Source organism: Brevibacterium sp. SMBL_HHYL_HB1 (genome assembly GCF_018208375.1).
Classification (GTDB): domain Bacteria; phylum Actinomycetota; class Actinomycetes; order Actinomycetales; family Brevibacteriaceae; genus Brevibacterium; species Brevibacterium intestinavium.
The window spans coordinates 3,300,392-3,323,870 of record NZ_CP062936.1 but is presented as its reverse complement, the minus strand read 5'-3'; the positions used below and the strand labels follow the sequence as shown (position 1 = coordinate 3,323,870).

Here is a 23,479-nt window from a genome sequence, read left to right as displayed (position 1 = left end):
AAAGGCATCTCGCGCTGGATCGGGGGGGGGGGGTACCGGATGGTATCATCAGACGTTGGACACGCTCATTGATGACGGCTTTCTGGGCGGTGGTGTACACCGGATCGTTCAAGCCCCGGTCTCCCTACAGGGGGCGCATCAACAGGTGATACATCTCGTGAGTTCGAATGAACGCGAGATCGCGGTCGGTACGCATGCTCATAACGAACTGCGGATTGAAGATCTGGGCAGCAAATCCGTCTGGCAGCAAGGTCACGGCCAGGGTGTCCACCGTCAAGGCTTCTGAGGGTCGAGCAGCTGTTAAATCTGAGCGGATCGCTTAGCTCCGATACGTTCTTCCAGCCGTTCGAAGAACACGAGAGCGGCCTCGGCGATCTCTTCCCTATGACGTCGGCAAGCTTCGCGAGCTTGAACGATTCCTCGCTGGTTTGCCGCATTTCCTCGGAAGTCGGTCCGCTGGTGAGGGATGTGCCACCTACCCCGTGAGAATCCAGTTCTTGTGCGGCTATGGCTTGCTGAGAGGCGCGGTCGAATAGTTCTGCGGCCTTCGCTGCAGATCGGCTGCCTGCACGTTCGGAGAGGCAAAAGAGGTGCACAGATCACGAGACTTCGGTCCCAACAGGTACTCGTTCATGAGGGTGGTGAGTGTCGTTGAGAACGGTTGAGTCATAGGGGCTTCCTGGAAAAGCAAACGGGTTCCCCTTAACCTTGATCCACCGATCTGCTTGATGCCAGGGGCTCGCTCGGATTCGAGCGCGGAATCGGTGAGCGGGCAGGAGACATTGCCCCGGTCTCTCACCAGTCTCTTCCACAAAAGTTTCCGAAGGTCTCCTCCAGACCCCGCGGCATCGTGCTCGAAGCAAGAGCGAATCGGTCAGGACAATGCTGTCCTTGGTGGGCTCAACGCTGCTTGCCAGAGTCGTGAGAATTCATCTGCCCACGGCCACTTCGAGGGCAGATGCATAATCAGTTTCCTGGCCCGATGAGCTATCCGAGCCGGAATGCTGATGATCCGTGTCCGCAGCGTCGGAGCGCGGACTTTGCTCATCCGTCCACCGATGAGTCCGGCAACAGCCCGTAGCAGGTTGTGAGTGATCGCCGCTATCGTCACCCACGCGGCGTTGGCGTTGAACACCCCGGAGGGCATATGCGCCAGAGCACCGTTCTTCAGCTCCGCATTGATCTGTTCGATGATCGCGTGCTTGCGATGCGTGTGATCAGCAGCAACAGTGTCGAAACGAGTCCGGTCGACGGTGGTGAAGAACGCGTGATACCGGAACAAGTCAAACAATGGGTCTTGCCCACTCATGCGTTTAGTTTCGTTGAGTTCAGGGATACGGCGGACCACCAAACGCCCCGTCGTTTGCAGTGCCTTTTTCTTCGAGGTGAACGCGGTGAACGGGACCTCAGCGACTTCGGCCTTCGAAATCCATGCCCCGGTCTCCTCGTCGTAGATCGCTTCAGGGTATTCGATGCCCGTCCATGCGTCGTCGCGGATCGCCCCGATCGCTGCTTTGACTCTTTTGTCCATCCGCACCGTGATCGACACATCCGCCCCGCCGTCTTGGGCGGCTTTGACTACGCCTGATGAGTAGTATGCCGAATCAGCGCGCACCAACACCGAAGTGCCAGAGTCGATTCGGGTTGTGGTGGCCAGGGCGTCAGAGACGAATTTGTCAGCACCCCGGGCTGAGGAGGTTGAGCCCTTGCGCAGACGCTGGCCGACAATGATCTGGCTGGAGTCGCGCGTCGACGCGGTCGCTAACAGTGCGTTGAGTCCACGACTGCCTTGGTAGCCGAACCCGGCTCCCTGCTTTTTCGCGGAATGGACGTCGATGACGGTGTCGTCGACATCGACGAAGATCATTGACGCCTGTGCACTGTCCTGGTTCGTGGGCAGCAGCGGTGTGTGCGCGTTGAGGTTAGTCAGAAAACGGGAGGAGATCGCATCGAGTTGCCGGACGTGGCCGAAGGCGAACGAACGCAGGAACGACCCCAGGGTCGAGGGAGCGTAGACGCGGTCGAAAAGGTGTTTCATGCCGCCGTGGCGGAGGATGTTCATGTCATCGATCGAGTCGGCCCCGGCAGCCATTCCCGCGATGAGAGTGGCCAGTTTCGGGGCCGGGTTCGCGCCCTTGTCAGCCCCGGTCGTCGTCACGGTCAGACGGTCTTCGGCGAGGTCTGGCAGGCCGGCGTTCTGGGCCAGTGTCATGATCGGGACCAGCCCGGTGGCGGCGGTGAGATTCCTATCGTCGAAGGAGTGGGACACAGCCGTGGGGGTGTGATTGAATAGCACCTGAGAGGTGCCCCTTTCTGGGCGGGATTGGTTGACTTTGAACATCACCATTTTCCCAGTTCAGAGGGGGCATTTCCATTTCATACGCGGCTTGATCCAGCTACTTGCATCGGTGGATCAAGGCTTAACTGTGCCGGTCGGCCAAGTGACGAGCATTGAGGGCGTGCGGCTGACGTTGACGGGTGTCTGAATCGATTAAGAACCTGCAAGTTCGACCGCAGTGTCACCAACCGTTGCAGAAGTGCACTCGCGGCGACGCTTCATCGTCTTTGCCATACGAGACAGCTCACTAGCACAGAGCGCCTCGCCATTCCCGTTGAAACTCACAGCGGGTGGGTCTACTACGGCTTCTTCGTCCGAAGATTCGGCCTCGAGCTTAGGAGCGGTCCGCAACCGTTACGACTACCACTTGAGCTTCTGCGTCAGAAGTGCTTCGCAAGCGATGCGTCAAGGTCGCATCGAGATAGGCACTGTCCCCAGCACAAAGCACCACATAGTCGTCGTCATAATGCACCTCGATCTCGCCCTGATGAACAAAGATCAGTTCCTGACCCGAGTGATTCGATTCGTGGGGCGCGAAGTCCATGCCCGGTCGAAGCACGAACGGAGACATCAGCTTGCCCAGCATTTCGGACCCCAAGGGGCGAAGTTGAACAGCTTTCGGTTGATCTTGATGCCTGTCAATTGCAACGGCGGTTTGCTTGCCGTCCTCGACAAATAAGCGGCTGGCATCGACACCGAGCGCGTCCGAGATTTTCAGAGCAGCGGCAATTGACGGAGTGCTATGGCCTCGTTCGACTTTCGAAAGATAACTCTTGCTCAACCCGGTCCGGTCCCCCAGCGTTCCCAGCGAGAGCCCTCGCTCTTGCCGTAAGGCCCGGATCCGAGACAGGCCCCTATTCTTTGTTTCCACAAATCGATACTACCTGGTCAACCTTCGGGCCCTTGTATCATGACACGAGGTGTCATATAGTCAACGGTGTGTCCTGCTCACGACATTCAAAGGAGAATCAACATGGCATCCACCATGAATGACACGAAGTCCGCATTGATGAATCGCGCCCACGAGGGAATGGAAGCTCATATTGAGGACGGTTCCTGGACTACTCGCCAAAAAGTAGCGCTGACGTGCCGGGCGCTCTACGATGCTGGCCATGACTCCGGTCTCGCTGGACAGATCACTGCCCGCGCAGAAGAGCCTGGCACCTTCTACACGCAGCGTCTGGGGCTCGGTTTTGACGAGATTACCGAAAAAAACCTTCTCATCGTCGACGAGGATCTCAACGTCCTCGAAGGCGACGGCATGGCCAATCCAGCTAACCGATTCCACAGCTGGATCTACCGCGCGCGACCCGATGTCCATTGCGTCGTGCATACCCACCCCTTCCATGTGGCCGCTCTATCCATGCTCGAAGTACCGCTAGAGGTATCGCAGATGGACATCGCGCCTCTCTATGACGACTGCGCATTCGTACCTGACTGGCCGGGAGTCCCAGTAGGAAATGAAGAGGGCGAACTTATCAGCTCGGCCATCGGAGACAAGAAGGCAGTTCTCCTTGCCCACCACGGTCAAGTCGTTGCTGGTGCAAGTGTTGAAGAAGCCTGCTCGTTGGCAGTCCTGATCGAGCGGGGCGCACAGCTTCAGCTAGCGGCGATGAGCGCAGGTGAGATTAAACCGCTTCCTGAACGGCTAGCAAGAGAAGCGCATGATTGGACCCTGACGCCAAAACGCAGCTCAGCAAACTTCGGCTACTACGCGCGCAAGGCACTGAAAAATCATCCGGATGCACTGAACAAATAGGTCTCTATCAGCACTCTGCCCGGAGCGCACCATTTAGTTTCTGCTCCGGGCCGGGGGCTGCCCGTCCACTACCAAAGGACTACAGATGCCGACGAACAATGACGTCTCGCAGGCAACAACTACACCGCAAACTTCACCTTCTAAAGCTAGCAAAGTCGGACTGGTTACTAGTCCGCTGGTTCTGATCCTCGTGCTGGTTCTACCGCTTCAGCTCACCTGGCCACAGCAAGTCGTCGCAGCTGTCGGACTTGGTGTCGTAATCCTCTGGTTCACTGAAGCACTGCCCCTGCCAATCTCGAGCCTACTCGCAGTGGCACTGCTAGTTCTGTTCGGCGCAGGAGAAGCCGACGAACTCATAAAACCGATGGGTTCAACCACACTGTTGACGTTCATTGGCGCATTCATGATCGCCCAAGCAATGCTGGTTCACGGAGCTGGGCGGCGGTTCGCTCTCCGCCTACTTTCTTACCCCTGGGTATCGCGTAGGCCTTGGCGTCTCATCGCCGCGTTGGGCGGAGCCTCCGCAATTCTATCAACAGTCATCTCCAACACCGCCACAGTAGCGATGCTGCTACCAACCGGGCTGGGGATGATCGTCGTGATATCCGACATCATCAACGAGCAGAAAGACCGACGAAAAGCAGACATCGTCCACATGGGTGCTGGGCTACTGCTTGCGCTCACTTATGGATCCAGCATCGGCGGGATGCTCACCCCCATTGGAAGTCCACCAAACCTTATTGGCATCGAACTTGTCGAAAACGCCACTGGCCAAAAGATTGCGTTTTTGGACTGGACGTTGATCACGGCCCCAGTCGCCATTTGTCTCTTCGTCGCGATGCTGGTTGTGGTTCCTCTTATCAACCCGTACAAGAACATCAATACGGACCGGCTGCACCAAGTGCTCGCTCGCGAATCAAAAGAGCTAGGACCGATATCGCGGGCGGAAAAGCTTTCAATATCAGTGCTTGCGGTGACGGCGCTAGCTTGGATTCTACCAAGCATCGTTCGCATCATTGCGGGTGATAACGCAGGTGCCACTCAGTGGTTCGCCGCACACTTCAATGAAGGAGTAGTTGCGATTGCAGGAGCCACGCTGTTGTTCTTCCTCCCCTCAGGAGATCCTTCCTCTCCCACGGTTCTTACATGGACGAGTGGCAAAAAGATCGACTGGGGAACGATTATGCTGTTCGCTGGCGGCCTCGTCCTCGGTGCCGCGCTCGAGTCCACAGGTCTTGCCCAAGTTATCGGAGACGCCGTCGGCGACTGGGTAGGCGGTAGCGCACCGTGGGTCATTTTGCTGGTTGCAGCGCTAATGGCTCTGGCGTTTTCAGAGCTGGCAAGCAATACGGCCGCCACCCTAGTCATGGTTCCAATCACGCTGCCTATTGCTCTTGCCAGCGGTGCCGATCCCGTCGCCGTTGGACTGACAGCGACTCTGGCCGCCACCCTTGGTTTCATGCTGCCGGTCTCAACGACTCAGAACGCAATTGTATTTGGATCAGGAAAACTACCATTGCGGATCATGGTCCGTACCGGCATTGCTTTCGACGTAGTCAGTCTTCTGATCATCGCCTTGGTTATACCCTTCTCAGCCCCGCTCGTACTCAGCTAACGCTAGAGCGAATCTCGTTAGATAGGTTCATAGCTTTTCCGAGTTCCGGTTCATGTTCTAAGGTGCCGTGGGTCCTTATATTCGGGACCGAGCATGGAATGCACGCCGGCCCTCTGTTGGGGGTGTAGGCATTGTTTACAGGTGGGTACAGAAGAGGCCCTGCATTACCCTGGTGCAGGGCCTCAAGGTGGTTAGAGGAGCAGGTCCTCGTAGTGGGCAACGCCTTCTCCAGTGTGAGGCATTAACACTGCAGTCCACGTGCTCGGGTCCTCGCCAATGCGCTTGTACAACTCATGGAATACGACGGTTGTCGTTGCTGGGGGCAGAAGAAGTTGAGGAAGGTACACGTTCTCGATGACCTCGAAAATGTGAGGCAGGTCGGAGACGATAACTGGCTCTTCGTAAAAGAGAGTGTAGATCGGTGATTCCAGGACACGGCGCGTCCCTGCGTGTCAGGGTGAGTTGAGTCCACCGGTTCATAGCAAGTCCGCCTTAGCAGGGCGAGATCAGGAACAACCACGATGAGTATCTCGACTCTCTCCCCATCATCAACTCCGATCGGCGATGATGGAACGATGAACCCTCGCCACCCACGCGCTGATGGTCCACGCCGACGTACCTTCACCCCCGACCAAAAACTCGCCCACCTGACCGCGTACGAAGAAGCCTGCAGGCAGCAGCAGGGAGGAGCCTACCTGCGCCGTGAGGGGCTGTATTCCTCGCTGATCACCGAATGGCGCAGACTGCGCGATGCGGGTGTCTTGGATGGAAAGAAGCCCGGTCAGGCGGTCGGGAAGCCGAGCAAGGATCAGGCTGAGATTGCCCGGTTGCGCCGCGAGCTCGAGCAGACCCAGCAGCGTTTGGACCGCACGGAGACGGCATTGGAGATTATGGGAAAAGCACGCGCGCTCTTGGAAGAGACCTCCAAGAGCGCGGATACCGAGACCAGGCGGAAGAAGCGCTGATGAACGCCTACACCGAGCTGACCGTCCACGGCTTGAGTACCCGGGGCGCGGCTGGGCTGACCGGTATCGCGCGGTCGACCGCGGCACGCCGCCGCAGACGTTCAGGCCCGCCTGTACCGCGGGAGGTGGTCCCGGCCAACCGGCTCGACTGCACTGAACGAGCGCATGTGCTGGCCGTGCTCAACAGTGCTGAGTTCGTCGATTCCACCCCGATGCAGGTCTTCGCCACTCTCCTCGACCGGGGCGTCTACCTCTGCTCGATCTCGACGATGTATCGGATCCTGGCCGAGCATGCCCAGGTCAGAGAACGTCGACGGCAGGCCAGGCATCCTGCCCGAGCGGTGCCGGAACTGGTCGCTGACGGGCCGGGACAGGTGTATACGTGGGACATCACCAAGTTGGCCGGACCGACCCGGGGTGTGTACTACGACGCCTATGTGATGATCGATATCTACTCCCGCTACATCGTTGGTGCTCATGTCCATGCTCGTGAGTCCGGACCGTTGGCTCAGGAGATGATGGCCGAGGTGTTCGGCATCCACGGCATCCCACAGGTGGTCCATGCCGACCGGGGCACGTCGATGACGTCGAAGTCCGTGGCTACACTGTTGGCCGATCTGGAAGTGACCAGATCGCATTCGCGGCCGAAGGTCTCCAACGACAATCCCTATTCCGAAGCGTGGTTTAAAACGTTGAAGTATGCGCCGGTCTTTCCCGAACGATTCGGGTCTTTGGCTGGGGCGCGAGGGTTCATCGACGAGTTCGTGTCCTGGTATAACCATGAACATCACCACCAGGGACTCGGTCTGCATACGCCGGCCGATGTCCACTACGGACTCGCAGCGGCCAAGGCGAATGAACGCGCTGACGTCCTCGCCGCGGCCCGGGCGGCTCATCCTGAACGGTTCGCCACGAACGCACCCCCGAAGGTCCTCGACCTCCCTGCGGCTGCCTGGATCAACAAGCCCGTCGAGAGCACGACTGACGACGACCGCCAGCAGGTTGAGCTACCAGCTGCCTAACTCCCGCTGGTCTCACTCACCTTGACAAATTCCGCGTCGCTGCGCGGATAGACGTCGAGGTCTTCCGATGATGGAAGTTCTCACACAGTCCATCCGAAAGACCTCGACGTGGCCAAGCCTACTTTCTCGACCCCTGACCTTACGACATTCTGCCGACTCGACACCCTCGATCTGACCTGCACCGGCCAAAACATCACCGGGCAAAAGGCCATCCTGGAATGCCAGCCAAACACTGCTGATGACTGGTGCCGACGGTGCGGCGGCCACGGGATCATTCGCGACACCGTCGTCCGCCAGCTGGCCCACGAACCTTTCGGCCACCGACCAACCACGCTTCACATTCGCCTCCGCCGTTACAAATGCGTCGAGTGTGGCCGCGTCTGGCGTCAAGACACCACAGCTGCGGCGCCACCACGAGCGAAGATCTCGCGAACCGGCCTCGACTGGGCGTTGCGTGCCCTCGTCATCGATCACGACACCGTGTCCGTCATCGCTGCGAAACTCGCCGTGTCCTGGCACACCGCGAACTCCGCCGTCCTCGCTGAAGGTAAGCGGTTGTTGATCAACGACCCGACCCGTTTCGACGGAATTTGTCAAGGTGAGTGAGACCAGCGGGAGTTAGGCAGCTGGTAGCTCAACCTGCTGGCGGTCGTCGTCAGTCGTGCTCTCGACGGGCTTGTTGATCCAGGCAGCCGCAGGGAGGTCGAGGACCTTCGGGGGTGCGTTCGTGGCGAACCGTTCAGGATGAGCCGCCCGGGCCGCGGCGAGGACGTCAGCGCGTTCATTCGCCTTGGCCGCTGCGAGTCCGTAGTGGACATCGGCCGGCGTATGCAGACCGAGTCCCTGGTGGTGATGTTCATGGTTATACCAGGACACGAACTCGTCGATGAACCCTCGCGCCCCAGCCAAAGACCCGAATCGTTCGGGAAAGACCGGCGCATACTTCAACGTTTTAAACCACGCTTCGGAATAGGGATTGTCGTTGGAGACCTTCGGCCGCGAATGCGATCTGGTCACTTCCAGATCGGCCAACAGTGTAGCCACGGACTTCGACGTCATCGACGTGCCCCGGTCGGCATGGACCACCTGTGGGATGCCGTGGATGCCGAACACCTCGGCCATCATCTCCTGAGCCAACGGTCCGGACTCACGAGCATGGACATGAGCACCAACGATGTAGCGGGAGTAGATATCGATCATCACATAGGCGTCGTAGTACACACCCCGGGTCGGTCCGGCCAACTTGGTGATGTCCCACGTATACACCTGTCCCGGCCCGTCAGCGACCAGTTCCGGCACCGCTCGGGCAGGATGCCTGGCCTGCCGTCGACGTTCTCTGACCTGGGCATGCTCGGCCAGGATCCGATACATCGTCGAGATCGAGCAGAGGTAGACGCCCCGGTCGAGGAGAGTGGCGAAGACCTGCATCGGGGTGGAATCGACGAACTCAGCACTGTTGAGCACGGCCAGCACATGCGCTCGTTCAGTGCAGTCGAGCCGGTTGGCCGGGACCACCTCCCGCGGTACAGGCGGGCCTGAACGTCTGCGGCGGCGTGCCGCGGTCGACCGCGCGATACCGGTCAGCCCAGCCGCGCCCCGGGTACTCAAGCCGTGGACGGTCAGCTCGGTGTAGGCGTTCATCAGCGCTTCTTCCGCCTGGTCTCGGTATCCGCGCTCTTGGAGGTCTCTTCCAAGAGCGCGCGTGCTTTTCCCATAATCTCCAATGCCGTCTCCGTGCGGTCCAAACGCTGCTGGGTCTGCTCGAGCTCGCGGCGCAACCGGGCAATCTCAGCCTGATCCTTGCTCGGCTTCCCGACCGCCTGACCGGGCTTCTTTCCATCCAAGACACCCGCATCGCGCAGTCTGCGCCATTCGGTGATCAGCGAGGAATACAGCCCCTCACGGCGCAGGTAGGCTCCTCCCTGCTGCTGCCTGCAGGCTTCTTCGTACGCGGTCAGGTGGGCGAGTTTTTGGTCGGGGGTGAAGGTACGTCGGCGTGGACCATCAGCGCGTGGGTGGCGAGGGTTCATCGTTCCATCATCGCCGATCGGAGTTGATGATGGGGAGAGAGTCGAGATACTCATCGTGGTTGTTCCTGATCTCGCCCTGCTAAGGCGGACTTGCTATGAACCGGTGGACTCAACTCACCCTGACACGCAGGGCGACGGGGTCAGCGTCATTGGTGTCGACGAGCATGTATGGCGGCACACCCGGCGTGGTGACAAGTACGTCACCGTCATCATCGACCTCACCCCGATCAGCGAGGGAACAGGCTCGGCACGTCTGCTCGACATGGTGGCTGGCCGTTCGAAGCAGGTGTTCAAACAATGGTTGAAAGACCGACCGAAAGAATGGCGTGAGGGCATCGACGTCGTCGCGATGGACGGATTCTCCGGCTTCAAAACAGCCTCAGCTGAGGAGCTGCCCGACGCTGTGGAAGTCATGGACCCCTTCCACGTCGTCAAACTCGCCGGTGATGCCCTCGACGAGGTACGTCGCCGAGTTCAGCAGGAGACAACCGGCCATCGCGGACGAGCAAAGGACCCGTTGTACCGGGCAAGAAGAACTCTTCACACGGGCAGCAGCTTACTCACGACCAAGCAGCAGGAAAGAATCGCGAACCTCTTCGCTGACCCGAACTTCACCGAAGTCGAAGTCACCTGGGCTGTCTACCAAGACATTGTCAGCGCCTACCGAACCGCGGACTGCAAAGAGGGCAAGAGACTCTTGCAAACGGTCATCGACGCCCTGACAACGAATCTGCCACCCGAACTTGTCGAGCTCAAACGGTTAGGACGAACGTTGAAGCGTCGAGCTGCTGATGTGCTCGCATTCTTCACCCGACCGGGAACGTCGAACGGTCCCACTGAAGCGATCAACGGCAGACTCGAGCATCTACGCGGGTCCGCGCTGGGATTCCGCAACCTCACGCATTACATCGCGAGGTGTCTGCTCGAGTCCGGTGGCTTCAGACCGGTCCTACACTCTCAATTACGATGAGCCCGATAACTCCGTTACTGTTCTCAGCCGTTTCCTGCAGAAAGGACTGGGATACCTTCACGAGCTCTTCTAGCCTCGATTTTTCATGGGTGGGCGCGCGATCATGATGCTCGGGCTTGAGCGCCTATTGGACTCTGATTCTGCCACGTGGGTATGACGCGATCACCGTGTGACGCCACGGCTGAGTGGGGATCCCACCCCCAAAGGCCTTCCTCTACTCGATGCGAACTCGGGCACTTCCTCGTCATCCGGGCTCGGGCCCTGGTAAGGCTCGCAGTCGGTTGAGTCCGGCAACGATGGCACCGGAGCGGGCTGTGTTCTTCACATGCACCACCACCCGGCGGGCCGTCCTGGCGATCGTGGCTGGGATCGTGTAGAGATGCATACGCAGTCTCTTCGGCTCCCATTGACGCATCTCGTCATCCGCGAGAGCCAAAGTGATGGCAATGCCGATGAAGACCTTGGCCGGGTCGTGGATGGGGAAGTGCTTCTTCCCGCCGCCGTGGCCTGTTTCAGGTGGTGGCCGAGCCCACTGACATGCACGGTTTCAGTCAGCAGCAGTTAACCGACTTGGCCGACGGCATTGCTGGGTGCGGTATCGATGTGCAAGCGAGGGTAGATGCGGGTAGGCTTCACTCTGAGAGTGCTCCCTTTCCGTGGATTGATGTCGTCGCAAACGCCATCAATCCTGGTCAGGAGCACTTTTCTCTTAGCGGTCCACCCGTCGGACGACCCTAAACATGAAATCCTGAGGCTAGTCCGCCAGTCTCGCTGCTTCGAAAGCCTCCCACGCAAACGTCGCCACCCAGTGCGAGGACATGTATTCGTCCGACACGGCTGCCTCGAGGCCAGGAGCCATGAGGTCGTCGACGCGGGCGAGCATTCCTTTGGCCTGCTCCATGAGTGAGTCATCGCCGGTGTGTTCGGCGGTCGCCTCGAGCTGTGGGGCCAAGCGCATCACTGAGGCTGCCACGGACAAGCCCAGTCCGTAGAGATGGCTCTGCTGACCATCACTCGGGTCATGCACCTTGACCGGAGTCAGCGCCGGTGACTCGGGTGTGAGGTCGGAGAGGAACCCGGGCAGCCACGCGGCTTGCTCGTCTTCGGTGAGGACTTCGGCCATGAGGTCGGCTTCGCACAACCCGGGCGAGAGGAAATCGTGGCCGCTGCGCTCCTGAGCGAAGTTCCACGCCGCGTCTTCGGCATAGAAGCGACGGGCGGCACCGGCAATGACGTCGACGACATCGTGGCGTTCCGCTGTTCGGGCGCCCACGAGGATGCGACGCAGCCCGAAAGCCGTATTCGAGTGGACCCCGTGACGCACAGGTTCGGCTACCTTCGGCAACCAGGTCGACACCAGCTCGAAAACAGTATCGGCGAGCACCTGAGTGTTCTTGCCGAGTGCATGCAGTTCGGGCAGTTCGCTGGCATTGAGCACTCGATTGAGCTCGACGGCCCATGCCCAACCGTACGGTCGCTCCCACGAGCGATTGTCACGGAGGAAGTCCGCCTCGGCGAGCATATTCCTTTCACTCAGATGCGTTGAAAGCACCTCGATGGCCTCGTCGCGCCAGTTCGCCGTTCGTCCCAGCTTGGTGCCGAGCAGCGAAGCGAGCAGGCAGTGCATGTGCACGCTCGAGTGCCAGTCATAGGAATTCGCGAATGCCGGATTCTTCTCAACAGCCGGCACGATGTCGGCGAGACTGCGCGCGACATGGTGGGCCGCGTACGGATACTCGCGCGTGATGTTGCTCAGCGCCACCTCGGCGAAGGGGTGGATGAAATGCTCCGGTGACGGCATCTGCGCTCCTGTTTGAACTCGGGAAAGCTCTTCCTGCGACGTCGTCGGCGGTCACCGACTCCGATACCGTGATTCTGCCATTTCATTGGACTCCATCCATCTGGAATTCAGTCAGAGACCATCGATAACGCCCGTTCGAGGTGTCGCTGTGCGCTCATGCCCCGGGCCCGGTCGCTCAGACTCCGACGATCCGTGCCTGCTCGGCACCCGCGATCGCCGAGCTGCCGAGGTCGCTCCTGGGCAGCGTCCGTCCCGCGTCGAGAGCAGCGGCCCAGTCACTGGTCGTGGCCACGGCGGCGAAGTTCGAATTGAGCACGGTCATCAACGTCGTGTACACCGTCTCCGCATCAGCGAAGCCGGCGTCGTTGGCGATGTTGATCGCTCCGGTGGCGTCGCTGAGGACTTCCGTGCTGAACCCGAGCCCTTCGCCTTCGACCGCCGAGGCGAGAACGCAATTGTTCGTCATGTACCCGACCAGTGTCACGGTGTCGACGTTCCTCTCACGCAGCCACTGGGCCACATCGGTGTTGGCGTATACAGAGCCGAATTCCTTGACCACGGTCTTCCAGCTGTCCTGTCGACGCCGGAGAACCTCATCGCGGACTGCGAATCCCGGGCTGTCGGGGTCGAACACGGGTGCACCCCGACCTTCCGTGTGCTGGACCATGATGACGGGGATGTCAGCGGCAACAGCGGCGTCGATGGCTTCGGTGATCTTCGCGAGTGAATCCTCACGATTCGGATATCGGATCATCAGGGGGCTGTTGTTGAAGTAGTCCTGCTGGATGTCAACGAGGACGAGTGCGCGCTGAGGGGTGGACATGAGCTCTCCTAGCAGTCGAATCGACGAGTGGGTCACCGCCTGAAAGGGCGGCTCTTCCTACTCTCGCGGCTGCCGGACGTCCCAACCACTGGCAGAATGACCCAATACCAATGGATTCACGCCAATAGCGGGTCCTCCGCCCGTCGCCACGCCGGCGCGCAGCGATCGGTCGAGGCCCGCCGATGAGGAGGCAGACAGTCATGCGGATCGCCATCTATGCGTTCGACGGCATCACCATGTTCCACCTGTCGGTTCCGCAGATGGTCTTCGACGAGGTCTCCCGACAGGGGCTGGCGCCCTGGGAGACGCTGGTGTTCTCCGACGACGCAGGGCCCATCCGGACGGCCGAGGGCTACGAGATCGGCGGGCTCAACGGACCGCAGGCAGCCGCGAAGGCCGACATCGTCGTCGTTCCCTCATGGCATGACGACGGACGCCCGGCGACCGCCGGACTTCGTCGACTGCTCACGCGGGAGCACGACCACGGGGCGACTGTCGTGGGGCTGTGCCTGGGGACATTCCCCCTCGCCGAGGCGGGGCTGCTCACCGGCCGCCGGGTCGTCACCCATTGGCACGCGTTCGACCTCCTCGCCGAACTCCACCCGAGCCTGAGCGTCGATGAGGCGGTCCTCTACATCGACGACGGCGATGTCATCACCTCGGCGGGCACGGCCTCCGGGCTGGACGCCTGCCTTCACATCGTAAGGACCCACCTCGGCGCGTCTGCGGCGAATCGCATCGCCCGCAGTCTCGTCATCGCCCCACACCGCGATGGCGGGCAGGCGCAGTACATCCAGCGTCCGCTGCCGGACGGCGCCGACGATCCGATCGCTGACGTTCTCGTGTGGGCGCTCAACCGCCTCGATGAGCCCCTGCCCGTCCACCGTCTCGCGGCCGCCGGGCATATGAGCTCGCGGGCCTTCGTCCGGGCGTTCCGTCGCTCCACCGGAACCACCCCCGCCGCCTGGGTGCGCTCACGCCGCCTCGACGAGGCTCGCCGATTGCTCGAGACCACCGATCACCCGATCGACCGCATTGCCGCAGACTGCGGCTTCGGCAGCGCAACGACCTTTCGCCAGAACTTCGCCGAGGCCTTCCGCACCACTCCTTCGGACTACCGCCGTCGCTTCGACGCCTCCGCGTGAACGGCGAGGGGCGGACACGAGCCCGGAGGGCGTCGGACGGGCTGCGTCCGCCGCCGAGGAGTCGGACTCCGGGATGTCGAAGACTCCGCCGATCGGATCCTGGGGTATTGCCGCATTCATTCCTTGGCGTTCAAGTGCAACTGAACCGCCGGGGAAGTATGGGATACAAGAGCTTCGAAGTCGAGCTCAGTCACATATGGAAGCCGGGTGAGGTATCGAGCGATTGCCACGCCGATCAGCTGGGTCATAGCGAAGCTGAATCCTCGTCGTCGACCGGAAACCAGCGCATCGATGTCAGGGTCGACATCCGCACCGATGAGTGCGCTCGCCAAATGCTGGCCAGTGCCTTCGCGAGTCAGTGATGATCGAGCCAATGTGCGCATCTGCGCGCTCGTCGAGGGATCCTCCCACAGGCCAAGGTATCCGCGAGTGAGCTGCTCCCCTTGGCTGTGCAGCGGCCCCGACAGAGCTGATCTCAGTATCTCGGGAGCCGACTCGGGCAATTCGACCGTGGCGGCGTACAGCCCCTCCTTGCTCCCGAAGTGATGAGCGATCAACGCGACGTCGACTCCAGCCTCAGCAGCGATCGACCGCATCGTCACACTGCGGAATCCCTGCGACGAGAACTGTTCACGAGCGGCTTCGAGCAAGCGTCGCTTGTTGGTGTCACCCATGCCAGCTGGCCGGCCAGTGCGTTTTCCGTTCTTCGCCATGAACTCATCATAGCTGAATTCAACAAGTGTTGACTTAGTGTCTTTGCGCATCGAGAATGTCCATGCGGTCCGAACCGCGGGTCGCACCACCGGCACGCAGAACGTGCCACGCACAAACTGAGGGGGTGGCTCGTGGCCACTGTGACAGTGAATGATCTCCCAGTCATTGATACTGATGTCTTGGTCGTGGGCGCCGGACCCACTGGATTGATGGCCGGATTGGTATTGTCCCGCAGGGCGATCCCGTCTGTCGTGATCGACAGCAAGTCGGGACCCACCCGGGAGTCGAGAGCCGTGGCAGTGCAGGCCAGGTCGATGGAGATCTACGACCAGCTCGGGATTGTCCAGAAGGTGCTCGACGGCGGGAATCCGGCTGGTCGCATGCAGATCGGCCAGGAGGCAGGTCTGCTCGGATTCAGCCTGGAATCGACTCAGGCGGGGTCGACTGACTTCCCCGGCATTCAGATCTTCGAGCAGAGTCGCAATGAAGAGCTTCTGTCCTCGGCGTTGGATGACGCGGGTACGCCAGTGCGGTGGGGAACTCGGCTCATCGCAGTCCTCAGGCATGGTGGATCAGGCGACAGCAGTTTCGAGGCATTGGCAGATGGTCCTGACGGGCTCCTCCGCATTCGAGCGAGATGGTGCATCGGTGCTGATGGTGCCGGTTCGACCATTCGTCAAGAGATCGGGGCTTCGTTCGAAGGCGTCACCAATGGTGCGACCTTCTACGTCGCCGATCTGCACGGCGTTTCGGGGCTGCCGGAGAATTCCCTGGCAACGAGGTTCGGAGACGCATCATTCGCAGTCCTCTTGCCGCTGGGCCCGAACGGACATGGGCGGATCATCTCTATGGTGCCGGGGGAGTCCATCGACCAGGAAACCGCCTTGGCCCGCGCGAGATCCGATCTGGGAATCAGCTATACGCATGTCGATTGGTTCTCGAGCTACCGAGTCCACCATCGAGTGGCTTCACGATTCCGCAGAGGAGCAATGTTCTTGGCCGGGGATGCCGGCCACGTCCATTCACCGGTCGGGGGGCAGGGAATGAACACCGGTCTTCAGGACTCGCACAACTTGGCCAACCTCCTCGCAGATGTTGCCCGAGGGCACGTGGACGAGCAGGCATTGGACCGCTATGAGAGCGAGCGTCGGCCCGTCGCCCTCAAGCTGGTCAAAGTCACTGACCGGGCCTTCGGAGTGATGGCTCGTCGAGGAAGAGGGATCGCTCTGCTGCGACGAGGAGTCGGTGCAGTCATGGCCCGCCTCGCACCGCGGATCCTCGAAGGCCCCTTGGGATCTCGAGCCGGTGGACTGCTCGGACAGTACCGGATCCGCTATCGGTTCCTCTCCGCCGAATCGGCGAGCCGGGGCTGGGCTGACGACGCAATCGTCGGTCTGCGGCTGCCACGGGCGGACAGCAACCTCGAATCACTGCGTTCATTCACCTGGCAACTGCACAGTTACGGCGACAGTCCAGTTTCTCGACCCGACGTTCCGGATTGGGTTGACGGCCCGCATCGTTTCGGCCCCGATCCTCGCGGACGGCTGCGTTCCGATCGGCTCTACCTCGTCCGCCCCGACGGCTACGTCGCTGCCGCCATACCGGCCACCGGAGGAGAGGCCGATCAGGCGATGCTGCGTTCAGCGCTGCACGCTCATCGGATCATCCGCTGAACGCCCCATTGACGGACCGCAGGGGACTGCTGAGGGTCCGGCTGACTTCACGACTGGATGGAATCCACGATGAATCGAAGTCATGCTGCTCCCTCGGCAGGCCCTCCCCTTCGGAGACGATCCGGCGCGGGCAGTCCCAACCCGCGCTGGAGCGGACTCGCTTCAGGCGACGTTCAAGGGCCCGACCACGCGGTGCCTGGCGATGACGAAATCGCCGTTGCGTTCGCACTCCTGCAACTCGAGGTCGAAAGCACCTCCGAACAGCGGCTTGCCCGAGCCGAGCATCACCGGCGCTATCGAGACCATCACCTCGTTGAGCATACCGGCCTCGGCGAACTCCGCCGCCAATCCACCGCCTCCCATCACCCACACATCGCGTCCGTCTGCAAGGGACTCGATCGCGCCGCGATGATCGGCTGGTGTGCCGGAGACGAACGAGACGTGCTCGTTCGCCGGTTCCAGGTCGCGGTGAGTGAAGACGACGGTGGGGATCTCCGGCAGCCACGCCCGTTCGTGCTCGAGCACCCACAGATACGTGGTCGAACCCATGATCTGTACGCCCACGTCGGAGAGGAACGCGGTCGTGTTCCCCGGTCCGTCTTCATCGATGTGCTGTTTGAACAGCCAATCGAGTGAGTCGGAATCGTCGGCGAGGAACCCGTCAAGGGTCGTTGCGGTGTAATAGCGATAGCGAGTCATGACAATCCTCCAGAGACGCGTCGGTGCCAAGTGATCGGATCGGGGTCGAGTTGGTCGGTATCGATGCCGGACTGCCCCAGCATCCAGCGAGCAACCTGTCGGCGATGCGCCGAGAAGGTCAGGACGTGAGCGAGGATCTGCGAGAGCAGGAATGACTCAGGCGGATCGCAGAGCGCGTCGATGACACGATCGCCCCACGCGCCTCGACGTTCGACATCCCGGGTCATGGCGAGCCAACGCACCGAGATCTCGGAGTGCCGGCGGCGCAGACTGACAGCATCGACCTCCCCTCCGAGGTCGGGTTCGTCCTCACCTGCGATGCTCGCGAGCCATGGGAGCTTGCCCAAAGCCAGATGTCGAACCACCTCGGCGAGCGAGGATTCGTCCCCGGCCCACGGCAGCACCTCATGACCGGGCATCCTCTCACGCCGGTATTCCTCGTCGGGAACCGCCTCGGCTGCGGCCAGCACCGCATCGGTGTCCTCGAGATCGTGCCGGACCATCAGGGCGACGACATCGCCAGCAGATTCCTCCTGCTCGGCATCGACATAGAGCACCGTCGGGGAATGGAAGTGGATTCCGTTCGGTGCCGGCAGCCAGTGGCCACGTTCGTCGACTGACGGTATGACGCTGGGAAGGCAGCCGAACGCTCGAGAGAACGCCCGCGAAAACCCGTCAACCGAGTCATATCCGGCAGCGAATGCCGTGTCAGTGACGGTCCGTCCACGCTGCAGCTCCCACGCTGCGCGTTCAAGCAGGACCCGACGCCTCAACGCCGAAGGGGATTCCCGAGCAGCCTGACTGATCTGCCTGCTGAAGTGGAAAGTCGAAGAGAACACGTTCGCAGCAAAGCTGTCCAAGGCAGCGCCCTCCTCGTAGTCGTCGAGGACTGAGTCCAAGAGCTCCCTGACGCGGTCGCGCCCTGATCTTCGTTCGTTCATTTCTCCAGTATGGGCGGGGCAAGGCCCATTCCGCCCGACCGATCTTGCTCATGCGGTCCTCGGCGGAGACGCGATCGTCATGGCCGCAATGACGACTGCCGCAGGAATCCGGAGCTGGCGCGTGCGAAATATGAGGGGACGCACGATTCCCTTATTGTGACGATAGCGCTCAGTGTGGGCATCTGCCTCTGGACCATCTTCGCCGTGCTGCACAATGCAGTCATCAACAGGACAGCCGCGAACGAGAACAACGAAGAAACGGATACGGATATGACAAAGGCACAGTCGGCAGCCTCCTCGGCAGTTTCGGGGGCCTCAGCAACCACCCGGTCGGACGAGGCCGAAGGCCGCGTCTCTGCCGGCGAATCGGACCTTGTCCAGCTGCGGAAGGCCATCTCACTGGCTGAGGACTCGAAGAACCGCGGCAGCCATCCCTTCGCTTCGACGGTCGTCGCAGCCGACGGGACCGTGCTGGCTTCCGCAGGCAACAACTCGCTGCCTCCCACCGGTGATCCCACACAGCACGCGGAGCTGCGGGCCGCATCGGCGGCAGCGCGACAGTGCTCTCCGGAAGAACTGGCCGAAGCGACGCTGTACACAAGTGCCGAACCCTGCGTGATGTGTACCGGGGCCGTCTATTGGACGGGCATCGGCCGGATCGTCTACGCGCTCTCGGAGCGACGGCTGCTGGAGCTGACCGGAGATGATCCCGAGAACCCGACCTTCGACCTTCCCTGTCGTGAGGTTCTGTCCCGCGGCCAGCGAGTGATCGAGGTCGTCGGGCCAGTGCTGGAGGACGAAGCCGCAGCCGCTCATGAGGGGTTCTGGACTCGTAGGACGAACTGACCTAGGAGGGGCAGTGTTCGCTGTCGCTCCTCTCGTCACGGTACCGTGGTGTCGACTTGCAGGGCAGCTCTCCAGCCAAGTGCGCTTTTTGCGCCTGCCGTGCGGGGCTCGCTGGTCCGATTGTCAGAAAGCAGGTGAGCGATGAACCGGTCTCTCCAGGTCCACGGCAAGCCCGTCGACGAACACACGCGGTGCGTCCACTACGGGACCCGACTCGACATCATCGCGATCCGCTTCTTCTGCTGCGACCGGTACTTCCCCTGCCATCTCTGTCACTCGGAGACGACCGACCACCCGGCCGAGCAGTGGCCGCGCGAGCAGTTCGACCAGCCGGCGATCCTGTGCGGAATGTGCTGGTCCGAACTGTCGATCGATACGTACAAGAGCGTCGACGCCTGCACGGAATGCGGTGCCGCATTCAATCCCCGATGCGCGGCGCATTCGGACTACTACTTCGGCAACTGACTTGGCATCCTAGGCGGCTGAAGCGTCCGCTTCGGACACGGAATGGGCGGACGAAACGGCCGTCCGACCAGGCGAATTCCCTACCGTCGTCCGCTTCCTCTCAGGAATCTCACCGCAGTGTCCACCGCCAGCCCGGTCCGCTTCGGTCCACGGGCGAAGTGTGAGAGTGTGAAACCACTATGACTGAGTCGAATGCCTCCGCATCATCCACCGCTTCCACTCCTCTGACCGCTCAGACCTCGCCCACTCGCACAGAGACCGATTCGATCGGCAGTCTCGAGATCCCCGATACTGCGTATTGGGGAGTGCATACGGCTCGGGCCAATGAGAACTTCCCCATCGCACGCCGCCCCATCTCCGTCTACCCGGACTTCGTGCGCGCCTTCGCCTGCGTCAAGCAGGCTGCGGCGAGGGCGAATGCCGAGATCGGGGCGCTCGACGATCAGCGGGCGAACCTTATCGACGCCGCCTGTGAGGAGATCAAGGCCGGCAAGCTGCACGACCAGTTCGCCGTCGGTGTCGTCCAGGGCGGGGCCGGAACGTCGACGAACATGAACGCCAACGAGGTCATCACCAACCGCGCCCTCGAGATCGCCGGTCGGCCCAAGGGCGACTACGCGTTCATCCACCCCAACGACCATACGAACCACAGCCAGTCGACGAACGACACCTATCCGACGGCGATCAAGATCGCCCTGGCGTTCTCACTGCAGAACCTGCTGGGCGAGCTCACGCTGCTGGCCGATGCCTTCGCCGCCAAGGGCCGCGAATTCGCCCATATCGTCAAGGTCGGCCGCACTCAGCTCCAGGACGCCGTGCCGATGACTCTGGGTCAGGAGTTCAACGCCTTCGCCACGACTCTGCGCGAGGACGTCCAGCGGCTCGAAGAGGCCGTCGCCCTCCTCGGCGAGGTCAATATGGGCGCGACCGCGATCGGCACCTCGATCAATGCCCCGGTCGGGTACAAGGAAGCGGTGATCAAGCACCTGCGCGAGATCACCGGACTCGACCTCGTCACCGCCGGTGACCTCGTCGAATCGACCTCGGACACGGGTGTGTTCATCACCTTCTCCGGGGCGCTGAAGCGCAGCGCTCTGAAGTTGTCGAAGATCGCCAATGACCTGCGTCTGCTGTCCTCGGGGCCGCAGGCCGGCCTCGGCGAGATCAATCTGCCGGCCCGGCAGGCGGGCTCGTCGATCATGCCCGGCAAGGTCAACCCGGTCATTCCCGAGTCGGTCTCCCAGGTCGCGTATTCCGTGGCCGGCGCCGATGCCACCGTGTCCATGGCCGTCGAGGCCGGCCAGCTGCAGCTCAATGCCTTCGAGCCGATCATCGCTCACTCCCTGTTCCAGTCGGTCACCTGGCTCGAGCGGGCCTGCCAGACGTTCCGCATCAACTGCGTCAACGGCATCACCGCCAACGAGCGGCAGCTGGATGACATCGTGGATCGTTCGGTCACGGTGATCACCGCGCTGGCGCCGGTCGTCGGCTACGCCCCCGCGGCGAGGCTGGCCAAGGAGGCGCTGGCCAGGAACGAATCCATCGCTGATCTCGTCGTCGAACACGGACTAGTCGAACGTGAACAGCTCGGCGAGATCCTCAAACCCGAACGGCTGACCGGAATGCCGGCCGATGACAATGTCACGACGGACCCGGATTCCGCCGAATCGGTGCCGCGGGACGAGATGACCGGAGAGCTCCCGGTGGTGGCCGACCCGGAGGAGTGACCGAGGGCGGACTGTCACCAGGGGCTGCTCGAAGGGCATTCGTCTGCGGATGCTCGCCCGCGAGCTCGGGTATTCCTCGGAGAGTTCTTTCAGTGCAGCGTACAAGAGAGGCGAGGGCGAATCGCCGCGCAGCTATCGCACTCGTGTGCTGAGCGAAAGCGTTCGGACTCCGCTTCAGAGGTGAGCGACCGGTCGCGAGGCCGCGTCATTCGGGAGCCGTAGCCCGTCTGACACAGTCACGCAGCAGGGCCCGTCGTGATTCGTGCACTGTCTCAGGCTCGTCGCCGGTTGCGGCGTAGACATTGCTGACCGGCGACCACGCCGTCGACATCGCGATGACGATGGCCATGATGTCGAATGGGTTGCCGGAGCGCACCCGACCCGCGGATTGTGCCTCGGCGATGGCTGCGAGTTTGGGCTCATCGTAATCCTCGTGAGTCTCGGCGAGGTAGCCGGTGGGACGGCACTCCAGCCGCGACCAAGTGGCCAGCCGAATGAGATCGGGACGACGCAGGTACTCGTCATAGAGGCGAACGGCCCAATCGGCGAGGTCGTCGGCATCGAAGGGGACGGCATCCGTGATGCGGTCCAGCGAGCTGAAGAAGATCGTGTGGAAGAGGCGCTTCTTGTCTCCGAAGTATGCGTAGAGCTGGGCCTTGTTCGTCCTTGCCGCGGTGACGATCCGTTCGACGCGGGCCCCAGCGATTCCGTGCTCAGCGAATTCCTTCGTGGCGGCATCGAGGATGCGTTGATACGTCGCGGCACCGCGGGAGGTCTGTGGTGGGGCAGGCATGCAGGCAGAATATCAAACAGAACGGTTGGTTTGCTTGGGCGGGTGTGGGGCCCTACCCTGAATAGACCGAACAGTCTGTTTAAGGAATGCAGCAATGAGGACGACCACCGGCTGGAGGGCCACCGGCCCGAACCGATTGGAGCTCGCGGCGATCGAGCGTCGAGATCTGCGACCTGACGATGTCGCGGTGCGAGTCGAGTACTGCGGAGTCTGTCACAGCGACCTGCAGGCGCTGCGGGACCACACCGGGCCCGCTCCGCTCGTGCCCGGACACGAATTCACCGGCGTCGTCACCGATATCGGTGTGGAGGTGACGTCATTGCGCATCGGCGACCCAGTCGCAGTGGGCAATATCGTCGACTCCTGTGGGGAGTGCGGGATGTGTGCGCTGGGGCAGGAGAACTTCTGCCACGAATTCCCCACTCTGACCTACAGCGGCACCGACCGTCATGATTCATCCATCACCGAAGGAGCCTATTCACGGGAGTATGTCGTTCGTGAGGCCTTTGCCTACCGTCTGCCCGACGGGCTCGACCCGGTGTCGGCCGCACCTCTGATGTGTGCAGGAGTCACCGTGTGGGAGCCGTTGCGTGCGCTCGGCATCGGCTCGCATTCTCGCGTCGCCGTCGTCGGGCTCGGTGGACTCGGCCACCTTGCGGTCAAACTCGCCGCAGCGCTCGGGGCCACGACCACGGTGATCAGCCGCACGGAAGGCAAACGAGCCGACGCCCATCGGCTCGGAGCGCAGGACTTCATCGTCTCTGCCGATTCGGAGCAGATGCGGCAGGCGCGTGAGAGCTTCGACGTCGTGCTCGACACAGTCTCCGCGCCCCACGACCTCTCGCGCTATCTGGAGCTGGTCGCGCTCGACGGGACTCTCGAAGTGCTCGGATATCTCGGCGAGGTGACTCTGCCGGTGACCGACCTTCTCATGGGGCGCAAGAGGCTCGGTGCCGCAGGGAGCGGGGGCCGGGGGCGGACCGCAGAGCTGCTGCGCTTCTGTGCCGACACAGGGGTCGTCCCCGACGTCGAGGTTCTTCCCTCGTCGCAGGTCGCTGCTGCCCTCGAGCGTCTGCACCGCAACGATGTCCGCTACCGGTTCATTCTCGACCTCTCCGACCTCGACGGGTGAGGCGGGCGTTAGAGGTCTGAG

At 61.6% G+C, this 23,479-nt stretch carries 20 protein-coding genes and 3 pseudogenes; 13 read left to right on the top strand and 10 right to left on the bottom strand.

The genetic code is table 11. The annotated features are described in order from the left end of the window. Positions 1-55 precede the first annotated feature (55 nt). On the top strand, positions 56-286 hold the full coding sequence (locus IG171_RS15240) for a hypothetical protein (protein WP_212128208.1): 231 nt from the start codon (positions 56-58) through the stop codon (positions 284-286). A gap of 588 nt (positions 287-874) precedes the next feature. Here IG171_RS15240 and IG171_RS15235 read toward each other — a convergent pair. Then, a complete protein-coding gene (locus IG171_RS15235) occupies positions 875-2,269 on the bottom strand; it encodes an IS1380 family transposase (protein ID WP_249204272.1) in 1,395 nt (464 codons plus the stop codon). Between the two features lie 403 nt (positions 2,270-2,672). After that, complete coding sequence (locus tag IG171_RS15230; RefSeq protein WP_212128207.1) at positions 2,673-3,209, bottom strand: XRE family transcriptional regulator; 537 nt, start codon at positions 3,207-3,209, stop codon at positions 2,673-2,675. Positions 3,210-3,311: 102 nt separating this feature from the next. Between IG171_RS15230 and IG171_RS15225 the strand changes: the two genes are divergently transcribed. From IG171_RS15225 to IG171_RS15210, 4 genes and pseudogenes are all read left to right on the top strand, one after another. After that, positions 3,312-4,097 (top strand): aldolase, encoded by a 786-nt coding sequence (locus IG171_RS15225; protein WP_212128206.1) that lies wholly within the window; start codon positions 3,312-3,314, stop codon positions 4,095-4,097. A gap of 85 nt (positions 4,098-4,182) precedes the next feature. Next, positions 4,183-5,712 carry a DASS family sodium-coupled anion symporter gene (locus tag IG171_RS15220; protein WP_212128205.1) on the top strand — a complete coding sequence of 510 codons (1,530 nt, stop codon included), beginning with the start codon at positions 4,183-4,185 and terminating at the stop codon, positions 5,710-5,712. Between the two features lie 575 nt (positions 5,713-6,287). Further along, positions 6,288-7,699, top strand: a protein-coding gene (locus IG171_RS15215) for an IS3 family transposase (RefSeq protein ID WP_212131495.1) whose coding sequence is annotated in 2 segments (ribosomal slippage) — positions 6,288-6,636 and positions 6,636-7,699 — 1,413 coding nt in all. Because the reading frame shifts where the segments join, the coding sequence is not laid out codon by codon here. A gap of 108 nt (positions 7,700-7,807) precedes the next feature. Continuing rightward, positions 7,808-8,290: pseudogene (locus tag IG171_RS15210) on the top strand (transposase family protein); the annotation flags it as partial. Between the two features lie 27 nt (positions 8,291-8,317). Here the strand turns inward: IG171_RS15210 and IG171_RS15205 are convergent. Continuing rightward, positions 8,318-9,729 (bottom strand): IS3 family transposase gene (locus IG171_RS15205; RefSeq protein WP_212131495.1). Its coding sequence is split into 2 segments (ribosomal slippage): positions 8,318-9,381 and positions 9,381-9,729, totalling 1,413 coding nucleotides; the frame shifts between segments, so codons are not numbered across the junction. 133 nt (positions 9,730-9,862) lie between these two features. On the opposite strand from IG171_RS15205, the pseudogene IG171_RS15200 reads away from it, so the two are divergent. Then, positions 9,863-10,699, top strand: a pseudogene (locus tag IG171_RS15200) (ISL3 family transposase); the annotation flags it as partial. A 427-nt stretch (positions 10,700-11,126) separates the two neighbouring features. Here the strand turns inward: IG171_RS15200 and IG171_RS15195 are convergent. The 3 genes and pseudogenes from IG171_RS15195 to IG171_RS15185 all read right to left on the bottom strand — a co-directional run. Further along, positions 11,127-11,335 (bottom strand): annotated as a pseudogene (locus IG171_RS15195) (IS1380 family transposase); the annotation flags it as partial. A 118-nt stretch (positions 11,336-11,453) separates the two neighbouring features. Then, entirely contained in the window at positions 11,454-12,500 is a 1,047-nt protein-coding gene (locus tag IG171_RS15190) for a DUF2891 family protein (protein WP_212128204.1), read from the bottom strand. 175 nt (positions 12,501-12,675) lie between these two features. Then, positions 12,676-13,323, bottom strand: a complete 648-nt coding sequence (locus IG171_RS15185; RefSeq protein WP_212128203.1) for an isochorismatase family protein — start codon at positions 13,321-13,323, stop codon at positions 12,676-12,678. 200 nt (positions 13,324-13,523) lie between these two features. Between IG171_RS15185 and IG171_RS15180 the strand changes: the two genes are divergently transcribed. After that, positions 13,524-14,468, top strand: coding sequence for a helix-turn-helix domain-containing protein (locus IG171_RS15180; protein ID WP_212128202.1), 945 nt, complete (start codon positions 13,524-13,526; stop codon positions 14,466-14,468). A 116-nt stretch (positions 14,469-14,584) separates the two neighbouring features. Here the strand turns inward: IG171_RS15180 and IG171_RS19280 are convergent, their stop codons facing one another. Then, on the bottom strand, positions 14,585-15,232 hold the full coding sequence (locus IG171_RS19280; RefSeq protein WP_212128201.1) for a TetR/AcrR family transcriptional regulator: 648 nt from the start codon (positions 15,230-15,232) through the stop codon (positions 14,585-14,587). Positions 15,233-15,313: 81 nt separating this feature from the next. Here IG171_RS19280 and IG171_RS15170 point away from each other — a divergent pair, with 81 nt between their 5' ends. After that, a complete protein-coding gene (locus IG171_RS15170) occupies positions 15,314-16,855 on the top strand; it encodes an FAD-dependent monooxygenase (RefSeq protein ID WP_349252124.1) in 1,542 nt (513 codons plus the stop codon). A 162-nt stretch (positions 16,856-17,017) separates the two neighbouring features. Here IG171_RS15170 and IG171_RS15165 read toward each other — a convergent pair whose 3' ends face one another. Further along, a complete protein-coding gene (locus IG171_RS15165; protein WP_212128199.1) occupies positions 17,018-17,554 on the bottom strand; it encodes a dihydrofolate reductase family protein in 537 nt (178 codons plus the stop codon). Next, complete coding sequence (locus IG171_RS15160) at positions 17,551-18,495, bottom strand: helix-turn-helix domain-containing protein (protein ID WP_212128198.1); 945 nt, start codon at positions 18,493-18,495, stop codon at positions 17,551-17,553. The genes IG171_RS15165 and IG171_RS15160 overlap by 4 nt, the downstream gene beginning before the upstream one ends. Positions 18,496-18,765: 270 nt before the next feature. Here IG171_RS15160 and IG171_RS15155 point away from each other — a divergent pair, with 270 nt between their 5' ends. The 4 genes from IG171_RS15155 (at position 18,766) to IG171_RS15140 (ending at position 21,717) form a co-directional block, all read left to right on the top strand. Continuing rightward, positions 18,766-19,341, top strand: coding sequence for a nucleoside deaminase (locus tag IG171_RS15155; RefSeq protein WP_212128197.1), 576 nt, complete (start codon positions 18,766-18,768; stop codon positions 19,339-19,341). Positions 19,342-19,482: 141 nt separating this feature from the next. Continuing rightward, a complete protein-coding gene (locus IG171_RS15150; RefSeq protein WP_212128196.1) occupies positions 19,483-19,806 on the top strand; it encodes a CHY zinc finger protein in 324 nt (107 codons plus the stop codon). Positions 19,807-19,985: 179 nt separating this feature from the next. Further along, positions 19,986-21,533: an aspartate ammonia-lyase gene (locus IG171_RS15145; protein ID WP_212128195.1), complete on the top strand. Its 1,548-nt coding sequence runs from the start codon at positions 19,986-19,988 to the stop codon at positions 21,531-21,533. Between the two features lie 49 nt (positions 21,534-21,582). Further along, positions 21,583-21,717, top strand: coding sequence for a hypothetical protein (locus IG171_RS15140; protein WP_212128194.1), 135 nt, complete (start codon positions 21,583-21,585; stop codon positions 21,715-21,717). 21 nt (positions 21,718-21,738) lie between these two features. Here IG171_RS15140 and IG171_RS15135 read toward each other — a convergent pair whose 3' ends face one another. Further along, entirely contained in the window at positions 21,739-22,326 is a 588-nt protein-coding gene (locus IG171_RS15135; RefSeq protein ID WP_212128193.1) for a TetR family transcriptional regulator, read from the bottom strand. 94 nt (positions 22,327-22,420) lie between these two features. On the opposite strand from IG171_RS15135, the gene IG171_RS15130 reads away from it, so the two are divergent. Further along, entirely contained in the window at positions 22,421-23,458 is a 1,038-nt protein-coding gene (locus IG171_RS15130) for an NAD(P)-dependent alcohol dehydrogenase (RefSeq protein WP_212128192.1), read from the top strand. The last annotated feature ends 21 nt before the right edge of the window (positions 23,459-23,479 follow it).